Source organism: Actinoplanes sp. G11-F43, from assembly GCF_050589265.1.
Classification (GTDB): Bacteria; Actinomycetota; Actinomycetes; order Mycobacteriales; family Micromonosporaceae; genus Actinoplanes.
This window is the reverse complement of sequence record NZ_JBNZCE010000051.1, coordinates 74,047-82,917: the sequence shown is the minus strand read 5'-3', so window position 1 is coordinate 82,917 and position 8,871 is coordinate 74,047. Positions and strand designations below refer to the sequence as shown.

Annotated in this window: 9 protein-coding genes; 1 reads left to right on the top strand and 8 read right to left on the bottom strand. The window is 71.2% G+C overall.

The window, feature by feature from the left end; all coding sequences use genetic code 11:
* Positions 1–85 precede the first annotated feature (85 nt).
* Positions 86–808, top strand: a complete 723-nt coding sequence (locus ACQ0O7_RS40985) for a VOC family protein (protein WP_430791125.1) — start codon at positions 86–88, stop codon at positions 806–808.
* A 78-nt stretch (positions 809–886) separates the two neighbouring features.
* Here the strand turns inward: ACQ0O7_RS40985 and ACQ0O7_RS40980 are convergent, their stop codons facing one another.
* From ACQ0O7_RS40980 to ACQ0O7_RS40945, 8 genes are all read right to left on the bottom strand, one after another.
* Positions 887–2,779 (bottom strand): hypothetical protein, encoded by a 1,893-nt coding sequence (locus ACQ0O7_RS40980; RefSeq protein ID WP_430791123.1) that lies wholly within the window; start codon positions 2,777–2,779, stop codon positions 887–889.
* Positions 2,780–2,875: 96 nt separating this feature from the next.
* Positions 2,876–3,634, bottom strand: a complete 759-nt coding sequence (locus ACQ0O7_RS40975; RefSeq protein WP_430791121.1) for an SDR family NAD(P)-dependent oxidoreductase — start codon at positions 3,632–3,634, stop codon at positions 2,876–2,878.
* 23 nt (positions 3,635–3,657) lie between these two features.
* The gene (locus ACQ0O7_RS40970; RefSeq protein WP_430791119.1) at positions 3,658–4,431 is read right to left on the bottom strand and encodes an SDR family NAD(P)-dependent oxidoreductase; all 774 of its coding nucleotides are present in this window, start codon (positions 4,429–4,431) and stop codon (positions 3,658–3,660) included.
* A 67-nt stretch (positions 4,432–4,498) separates the two neighbouring features.
* Positions 4,499–4,678, bottom strand: coding sequence for a lysine biosynthesis protein LysW (locus ACQ0O7_RS40965; protein ID WP_430791117.1), 180 nt, complete (start codon positions 4,676–4,678; stop codon positions 4,499–4,501).
* Positions 4,675–5,646, bottom strand: coding sequence for a transketolase family protein (locus tag ACQ0O7_RS40960; protein ID WP_430791115.1), 972 nt, complete (start codon positions 5,644–5,646; stop codon positions 4,675–4,677). The genes ACQ0O7_RS40965 and ACQ0O7_RS40960 overlap by 4 nt, the downstream gene beginning before the upstream one ends.
* On the bottom strand, positions 5,643–6,485 hold the full coding sequence (locus ACQ0O7_RS40955) for a transketolase (RefSeq protein WP_430791113.1): 843 nt from the start codon (positions 6,483–6,485) through the stop codon (positions 5,643–5,645). The genes ACQ0O7_RS40960 and ACQ0O7_RS40955 overlap by 4 nt, the downstream gene beginning before the upstream one ends.
* Positions 6,482–7,777: a DegT/DnrJ/EryC1/StrS family aminotransferase gene (locus ACQ0O7_RS40950; RefSeq protein ID WP_430791111.1), complete on the bottom strand. Its 1,296-nt coding sequence runs from the start codon at positions 7,775–7,777 to the stop codon at positions 6,482–6,484. Before ACQ0O7_RS40950 ends, ACQ0O7_RS40955 begins: the two co-directional genes overlap by 4 nt.
* 40 nt (positions 7,778–7,817) lie before the next feature.
* Positions 7,818–8,870: a BtrH N-terminal domain-containing protein gene (locus ACQ0O7_RS40945; protein ID WP_430791109.1), complete on the bottom strand. Its 1,053-nt coding sequence runs from the start codon at positions 8,868–8,870 to the stop codon at positions 7,818–7,820.
* Position 8,871: the final 1 nt, after the last annotated feature.

The window sequence follows — 8,871 nt, the reverse complement described above, 5'->3', positions numbered from 1 at the left end:
GCCCGGCGGCGTGTCGTCGGCGTGCACCCGCGGCGGCACCGGCTGCCGTCCCGGGCGAATCCGAACAGGACCTATCATCGTCGGCATGGCGACGCGGCTGGTGCAGCTCAACATGAAGGCACGGGACGACGCGGCGCTGGGCGGATTCTGGGCGTCGCTGCTCGGCTGGGAGATCTCCAGTGAGGGCCCCGGCGTGACGAACCTCGAACCGGTGGGTTTCGTCTATCCCGATCCGGTCGCCGTCTGCCTCGACCTCATCGTGTCGGCGGAACCCAAGACGGTCAAGAACCGGGTGCACGTCGACCTGGCCGCCGGCGGTGACCGGGCTGAGCTCGTCGCCCGTCTGATGCGGCTCGGCGCCACACCCGTCGACGTGGGCCAGGGCGACGTCCCCTGGACGGTCATGGCCGACCCGGAGGGCAACGAGTTCTGCGTGTCGGACACCCCGCCCGCGGAGACCGGGCCGATCGCCGCAGTGGTGGTCGACTGTGCGGACCCGCGGGCCATGGCCGCCTTCTGGGGGGAAGCCACGGACTGGTCCGTGCATCAGGTGACCGATCACGAGGCGGTGTTGCGGTCCGCCAAGGAGGTCGGCCCCTACCTGCGGTTCGTCCGGGTGCCCGAGGCGAAGACCGTCTGGAACCGCGTGCATCTCGACGTCCGCCCGTACCCGGGGGACGACCCCGCGACCGAGGTGGCCCGGTTGTGCGCGCTCGGAGCGACCGCCGTCGACCTGGAACCGGATGTGTCGTGGACCGTTCTCGCCGACCCGGAGGGCAACGAGTTCTGTGTCCTCGCCCCCAGCTGACCGCGTCCCCTGGTGACATGACGATGAGGACCTCCCGGCCCGGGAGGTCCTCATCGTGTCCGGTCGTTCGGTGACCCGCTACGAGGCGATCGCGGGCATGATGCCGAAGTTGCGGCGTGCGATCGTCACGGCGAGATCCTGTACGGCGTAGGCGGTCATGTAGTAGTTGTGCGGCGGGATCTCCTCGGCAAGGGCCAGGGTGAACTCGGTCTCACCAGCGCCGGTCGCCCCGATCCGGACCTTGCGGAGTTCCGGCGTGATCGTGCAGCCGGCGCGGCCGTAACTGGCGAAGAAGAGCCCGACGCGCACCGTGCCGGGCCGGGCGTCGCCCACCACCACGCGTACCGCGACCGAGCTGCCCTGCTCGGCCTGTTCCTCGGTGTGGATCATCAGGGACGGGGACCCGGGCAGCCGGAAGGCGACATCACCGCACCGCGTGCAGATGACACCCTCGGTGTCCAGGGCGGTGGGTACCAGGGCACGGCGTACATAGCGTTCCGCGGGCCGCCCGCACTGGCAGCGCACATGGGTCAAGGTCGAGAAGTCGATGCTGCTGCGGTCGCCGAAGTGCGCGAAGCAGTTGCTCAGCTCGTTGTCCGGGTCCTTGACGAACTGTGTGGCGATGGCCATGTCGAGTGACTGCAGGTCGTCCATCAGGCTCCGGACGGTCCGGGCCCGGTCCTGATTGACCGCCAGGTCCCGCTTGGACACCTGGTTCTCGACCTTGGCGGCGAGTTTGCCGAGGCGTGGGCGCAACGGGTTGGCCGCTGACAGCAACCCACCGGACAGGTAGGCGTTGAGTCGCGCCGCGGTGGTCAACAGCAGCGGCTCCGGCGTCACGACCGGAGGCTCCGGCGCCACCCCCGCGTCGTCACCGATGCCGAAGTGGACGTACGCCGGGAAAGGTTCCGTGGCGCGGATGCTGGAGTTGAGAGCGGTGACCGACGAGGCGTGCGCGAGAGCCGCTTCGGCCCAGGCGAGGTTCTCCGCCCGGCCCGAGTCGTGAACCGTGATCGCGCCCACGATGTCCTTGGCGACCCCGTCGATCGCGCTGAGCGTCAGCTGGAACTTGGGGTCGTATGCCGCCGCATCGGCGAAGGGGCTGTTGTTGCAGGAGCTCATCACGATCTCCGCGGCCGGCACCTCGCGCAGCTGGATCACCTTGTCATCGGGTTTGTAGCACCCCGACCCGAAGGCACAGATCGGTGCGACCAGGGCCGGGTCCCGCTCGACGGCGTCGTTGCGGCCGCAGATCGTGAACTCGGCGAGGTTGATCGAGTCGTCCCGCCCGTGCCCCTGCAGAAAGAGCCGCCGCCAGCGGGTGCCCAGCAGCTCCGACATGACGTCGGCGCGTTCTACGCCGCGCTCGTCACGCAACCGGATGGCCCCGTTGCGGGTGAGCCCACGATCCACGGCGGTGTAGAGGCCCAGCTCCCGAACGTCGGGGGCGGTGTGCACGTACTGCTTGGCGGTGAACCAGGCGAGGGACGCGGCGTCACGGCCGGTCAGGAAGGTGAGGCGGATGTCCGGCCGGTGCGCGGTGGCCCGCACCAGAGGCCAGATGAGATCCGCGGTGAAATGCTCGTAGAGGCCCGCGATCAGCACCGACCGGATCTCGCCCGGCGCGCTGGGCGAGGTGATCAGGTCGGGGCTGATCGCGGTCTCGTCGAGCCAGGTGCCGGCCAGCGGTGCCAGAAGCGCGCGGAGCCCGGCCGGCAGGCCCTCGGGCTTCAGCACGACGCCATGGGTGCGGGCCACCGGCCGGCTGACATCTCCGTAAAGGGAGGCGGCTCGGTCGACCGAGGCCACGAGATCGGCTCGCCCGGCGGTCCAGACCGGGACGGTGGCGGACGACGACGTGAGGAACGCGTCGACGGCCGCCGCATAGGCGGTCGGGTCGTCCAGGACGGTGAACGGTGAACGCACCACGGTCGCCGTCCCAGCGCCGGCGGTGGGGGACTCGGGCTCCATGAGATTCGACTCCTTCACTACGGATGTACGGTTCGAGGCGGGAAGCCGGCGTGGATTTCCCGAGGTGATCGGTGGATCCACGCCGGGTCCTGCTCCTTACGGCCGGGCGGGTGACCGCAGGCGCAGGCCGTGCATGCCGCCGTCGACGGCCAGCACGGTGCCCGCGGTGCCTCCCGACAACGGGCTCGCCAGGTAGGCGATCGCGCCCGCCACCTCGTCCGCCGTCACCAGCCGGCCGGCCGGCTGGAATGCGTTGATCGCGGCGCGGGCCGCCGCCGGGTCGGGCATCTGCTCGAGCTGCCGGTCCACCCATGGTGTGTCGGCGGTGCCCGGGGCGACGCAGTTGACCCGGATGCCCTCGCGCAGGTGATCCGCCGCCATGGCCAGCGTCAGCGCGTAGACGGCGCCCTTGCTGGCCGAGTAGAGCACCCGCTGCTGCAGTCCCGCCCACGCGACGATCGAGCACGTGTTGACGATCGCCGCGGACGGTGACCGCCGCAGGTGCGGCAGGGCATGCCGGGCGACCCGGACCATGCCGACCACGTTGACGTCCAGAACGTGGAGCCACTCGGTGTCGCTGTTCGCCGCGACGTCGCCGATCGCCGGGATGCCGGCGTTGTTGACCACCACGTCCAGACGGCCGAACCGCTCCACGACGGTGTCCACGGCCAACCGGACCTGTGCGTCGTCGGTGACGTCGGCCTCGACGCCCAGGATGCCGTCCGGCAATCCGTCCGGCTTGCGGTCGAACACCGCTACGTCGGCACCCCTGCTCCGCAGCAGCTTCGCCGTGGCCAGGCCGATACCCGATGCCCCGCCGGTCACGACGGCGGTCAATCCGGTGAAGTCCTTCATCACTTTCTCTCCCTCGTTTCCGGTCACGTTCGAGCCGCCGCGGCAGCGGCCGGCGGGCGCAGCCGTACGCCGTGCATCCCGCCGTCGACGGCCAGCAGCGTGCCGGTCGTCCCGGCGGACAGCGGACTCGCCAGATAGGCGATCGCACCCGCCACCTCGTCGGTGGACACCAGTCGCCCGGCGGGCTGGAAGGCGAAGTATTCGGCCCGCGCGGCCACCGGGTCGTCCGCCGCCGCGAGCTGCCGGCTCACCCACGGGGTGTCCGTGGCCCCGGGAGCGACAGAGTTGACCCGGATGCCCTCGCGCACGTGGTCCGCGGCCATGGCCAGCGTCAGCGCGTGTACCGCACCCTTGGTGGCCGAGTAGAGGGCACGCTGCGCCATTCCGGCCGATCCGACGATCGATCCGACGTTGACGACCGCGGCGGCCGGCGATCGCCGTAGATGCGGCAGCGCGTGCCGGGCGACCCGGACCATACCGACCACGTTGACGTTCAGGACCGTCAGCCACTCGTCGTCGCTGTTGCCGGTGACGTCGCCGTACGCGGGGATCCCGACGTTGTTGATCACCAGGTCCAGCCGGCCGAACCGCCCGGCCACGGCGTCCACGGCGGACCGCACCGAGTCGTCGTCGGTGACGTCCGTTTCAATGCCGAGGATCCCGTCCGGTACGCCGTCGGTATGACGGGCCAGGACTGCGACCTCGGCGCCCCCGCTTCTCAGGAGTTCCGCCGTGGCCAGGCCGATCGCCCCGGTCCCGCCGGTGACGATCGCGACCAGACCGGAGAATTCGTGCACCGGCTCTTCCTCTGCTGTCGGAGTGCCCACCGGGCCGGATCGCCCGGTGGGGGTCGGCAGGGATGGGCTACTCACCCCAGTCCTCTTCGATCTCCGGCGCCAGGGCGAGCAGCACCGGGTCCAGCGCCACGATCTCCAGCTCGCTCCGGCAGCCCCCGCACTCCAGGATTTCGCTGAGCCGCGCCGAGTCGGCGACGGTCACGGGTTCCTCGCATTCCGGACATGCCTGGGCGATGGTCGTGATCATGAGATGTGTTCCTTCCGATCGGTTCGTACGGACCGTGTCGTCGTGTCGAGGGCGGTACGGACCGCCCTGACCACCCGGTCCGCGGTGAGGTCGTAGTGCGCGACGAGGTGCTCCTGGTTGCCCACCTCGTCGACGAATCGGTCAGGTACGCCCAGCCGCAGCACGCGGGTGGGCGCGGCCTCGGCCACCGCCTCGGCCACCGCGCCGCCGAGACCACCGGCGCGCCAGTGCTCCTCCAGGGTGACCACGAGGTCGGCCGGGCGTACCGCGGCGATCAGGGTCTCGGTGTCGAACGGCCGCAACGTGTGCATGTTCAGCACGGTGGCCTCGATGCCCTGCCCGGCGAGCACCTCGGCCGCGGCGAGACAGGCGAGCACCGGGTACGGCCCGCAGCTCACCAGGACCACGTCTCCGCCGCCGCGCAGGGTCTGTGCCTGTCCGATGACCGGCGGCGGCGCGGAGGAGGGGATCGGTGGCGTCGGCTTGCGGCCGAGCCTGACGTAGAGCGGCCCGCTCAGGGTCAGGCTCTGTTCGACGACCGCCTCCGTGCCGGCGGCGTCGGCGGGCACCACCACCGTCATTCCCGGAAGGACCCGCATGACGGCGAGATCCTCCAGCGCCTGATGTGTCGGTCCGAGATGGCCCGCGGCCAGGCCGCCATGGGTCGCCATGATGCGAACCGGCAACCGGTTGTAGGCAATGTCGATCTTGACCGCTTCCAATGCCCGGGAGGCGGCGAAGGCCGCCATCGTGTTGACGAAGGGAACCCGCCCGCACGCCGCCATCCCGGCCGCCATGCCCATCAGGTTCTGCTCGGCGATCCCGAGGTTGAGGTACTGCGCACCGGCCGCTGCCGCGTGCTCGGCACCGAACAGTCCGGTATCGGAGTCCAGGCACATCAGTTCGGGGTGCCGTTTCAGGAGAGGGAGCAGGCTGTCCCGGTAGGCCTCACGCGTCGCGCGGCTCATTCGCGAACTCCCCCCGCGCGCAGGGCGCCGACGGCCCGCGCGTGGTTGCGCGCGGACAGTGTCACGTAGTGGCTGGCACTGCGGCCGGCCAGGAACGGCAGCCCATGCCCCTTGACGGTCCGGGCGATCAGCACGCTGGGACGGCCCGGTTCCCACGGGGCGGCGGCGAGATGGCCGGCCAGCAGATCCGGGTCGTGTCCCGCCACCTCGCGCACCGCCCAGCCGAAACCGCGCCAACGGTCGGCCAGCGGTTCCATCGGCGCGACGGCCTCCGTCGGCCCGGTCAGCTGCAGCCCGTTGCGGTCCACCACGGCGACCAGGCGGTCCAGGCGCAGGGACGCGGCTGCGATGGCCGCCTCCCATACCGAGCCCTCCTGGAGCTCGCCGTCGCCCATCAGCACGAAGCTGCGGGCGGTCCGGCCGGCCTGCCGGGCGGCCAGGGCGAATCCGCAGGCCAGCGCCAGCCCGTGACCGAGCGACCCGGTCGGCAGTTCCACCCCCGGTACGGCGCGCACCGGGTGGCCCATCAGCCGGCTGCCGGGCCGGCCGAACCCGGCCAGTTCGGCCACCGGGAAGAAGCCCCGTTCGGCCAGCGCCGCGTAGAGCCCGATCGCGGCGTGCCCCTTGCTCAGGAGAAAGCGGTCGCGGTCCGGGTCGTCCGGCCGGTCCGGGTCCACGTCGAGCACCGAGAAGTACAGCGCGGCCAGCACGTCGGCGCACGACAGCGCACCGCCCAGGTGACCGCCCTCCGGCCCCGCACACATGTCGACGACGTGGGCTCGGATACGGGCGGCCACCATGTCCAGGGTGTCGCGCTCGAGCAGCCGGGTGACCGTCATGACGTCGCCTTCGCCAGCGCGGCCACCACGTCCGGGTTCGCCCACACCTTCTCGAAGGCGTCGGCGTACCGGATGAGCAGGTCGCCGGACGCGGGACTGAGGTGCCGCTTCTGGAGGGTCAGGGAGTCGGCGATGACGGCACGGGTCACCGGGTAGCCGGCTCCGGCGACGGTGCCGGGGGCACCCGTCACGGCCCAGGGGTAGTTCGAGCCGAAGCCGATCCGGTCGACGAACACCTTCTGATCGGGCAGCGGCATGAGCTGGTACTGCGACATCGGCACGCCCTCCGCGCGCAGCAGCCGGCGAAGGGCCGAGCGCAACGCCTCCGGACGTACCCCGTCCAACCCGAACGCGGCCGGGTCGAACCGGAACCGGAGGATGTGCCAGACATGGGTGGTCTCCGGCAGCGCGGTCGGCACCCGCAGTCCGGGCAGCTCCGCCAGGCGTGCGAGGAACGCGGTGACGTTGCGCTGCCGGGCGCTCTCGTACTCGTCGAATCTGGCGAGCTGTGCGGTGGTGAAAGCGGCCTGCAGGCCGTTCATCTTGTGGTTCCAGCCCAGGCCGTACGAGATGTAGTCGCGCTCCCGGCCGCCTTCGATGACCTCGCCGAACTGCCTGCCGCGTCGCATGGCACGCGCCAGTTCGGCGTCGCCGGTCACCAGCAACCCGCCTTCGCCGCAGGTCGGGATGTTCTTGCTGACCTGGAGACTGAAGGAGCCGGCGGCCCCGATCCCGCCGACCGGCCGGCCGCGGTGGGTGGCCCCGGGCGCCTGCGCGGCGTCCTCGATGACCGGGATGCCGTGCCGTGCCGCGATCGCCATGATCCGGTCCATGTCGGCCGGGGCGCCGTGCAGGTGCACCGGGATGATCGCCGCGGTCCGGCCGGTGATGCGGCGCTCGATGTCGTCCGGGTCGATGTTGAAGGTCACCGGGTCGATGTCGGCGAATACCGGTACGGCCATCTGATGCAGTGGGGCGAGCCCGGTCGCGATGAAGCTGAGCGCCGGCACGATCACCTCGTCCCCCGGCCCGATGCCGAGAGCGGAAAGTGCCAGGGACAGGGCCGCGGTGCCGTTGGACACCGCGACGCAGTGCTCGAATCCGAACCGGCGGGCCCAGCGCTCCTCCAGGACGGAAACCGGATTCTCGCCGTCGGTGTCGGACACCAGGCGCGCGCTGTCCAGGGCGTCGATCACGGCTTTCCGGTCGTCGTCCTCGACCAGCGGCCACTCCACACGGCGCCACTCCTGTGGCACGGCCGCTGTGCCGCCGAATGCTGCCAGCTTGCTCATCAGTCTCCCTTACGAGGTCACGGCGATGAGGCCGTGAGGGTCAGAGACGTGCCGCCGTGGCACCGACGGCGTCGATCGCCCGCGCGTACTTGCCGCGCAGCACCGTGGCGTGGTGTGCGATGTCGGACGCTGCGGCGCGAGGGTTCGCCAAACCGTGGGCGCCGGTGAGTCGCAGACCGGTCCACGCGTGTGCGACCGCCTCCACCGCCCGGCCCGCGCCGGCGAGCGCCGGGTCCTGCCACTCGCGGCCGCACCTGCGCAGCAGTTCACCGTGCAGCGAGGCCTGCGCCTGCATGCCCCAGCCGAACGGATACAGCTCGCGCAGCGCGTCGCTGTCCCCGGCCCGGCAGCGCTCGGTGAGTTCCGCGGCGAAGGCGTCGTAGCCGGCCAGGCCGCTACGGGCCGACGTGACCGTGGTGAACGCCTCGACGTCGGAGCGCAGGAAGCCGCCCAGCAGTTCCGGGGTCAACGGCGCCGGGTCGGCGTCCAGGCGTACATCCAGACAGCGCCGCCCGATCCGCGAGTTGCTGAAGAACGCGTCCTGGACGTCGGTCGGATTCGCCGAACCCCAGCTGCGCAGGAACTCCTCGATCGGGACGGCCCCGCGGAACGCGGGAGGCATCGCGTCGGAGACGTACACCAGACCGCGGGTCTCGTCCAAGCCGTAGATCACGACGAGGTGCGCGGCGTGGACATCGCCGTACGCGGGCCGGAACGGCAGGTGGAAGTTGTCTACGGCGGCGATGACCAGCCGGTCGTCGGCCAGGGTGGCGCGCACCTCGCGCCAGACGTCGTCCTCGTCGGCCGGCTGCCACCAGCGGGAGTGCAGCTCGTGGTGCGGTGCGATGGCGGCGCCCAGGTCGATCTCGCCGTCCTCGCCCGGCAGGGCGGGGTAGTAGAACTCCTCGGAGCGGACGTCGCCGGGCAGGTGCAGGAAGCGCCAGCCCACCCCGAGCACCGTCAGCGGATCGGCGCCCGCCCGGGCGAGCACCGTGCCGAACGTGGCCTGCAGGCAGCTGACCAGGTCGCGGTACCACCACTCGGGCTCCGGCCCGACGATCATGTAGGTCCGTGCCGTGACGTCGATGGTCATG

Bases quoted from the DNA above. Each gene is read 5' to 3' on its own strand.
- ACQ0O7_RS40985 (WP_430791125.1), top strand. From the start codon at position 86: ATGGCGACGCGGCTGGTGCAGCTCAACATGAAGGCACGGGACGACGCG.
- ACQ0O7_RS40980 (WP_430791123.1), bottom strand. From the start codon at position 2,779: ATGGAGCCCGAGTCCCCCACCGCCGGCGCTGGGACGGCGACCGTGGTG.
- ACQ0O7_RS40975 (WP_430791121.1), bottom strand. From the start codon at position 3,634: ATGAAGGACTTCACCGGATTGACCGCCGTCGTGACCGGCGGGGCATCG.
- ACQ0O7_RS40965 (WP_430791117.1), bottom strand. From the start codon at position 4,678: ATGATCACGACCATCGCCCAGGCATGTCCGGAATGCGAGGAACCCGTG.
- ACQ0O7_RS40960 (WP_430791115.1), bottom strand. From the start codon at position 5,646: ATGAGCCGCGCGACGCGTGAGGCCTACCGGGACAGCCTGCTCCCTCTC.
- ACQ0O7_RS40955 (WP_430791113.1), bottom strand. From the start codon at position 6,485: ATGACGGTCACCCGGCTGCTCGAGCGCGACACCCTGGACATGGTGGCC.
- ACQ0O7_RS40950 (WP_430791111.1), bottom strand. From the start codon at position 7,777: ATGAGCAAGCTGGCAGCATTCGGCGGCACAGCGGCCGTGCCACAGGAG.
- ACQ0O7_RS40945 (WP_430791109.1), bottom strand. From the start codon at position 8,870: ATGACCATCGACGTCACGGCACGGACCTACATGATCGTCGGGCCGGAG.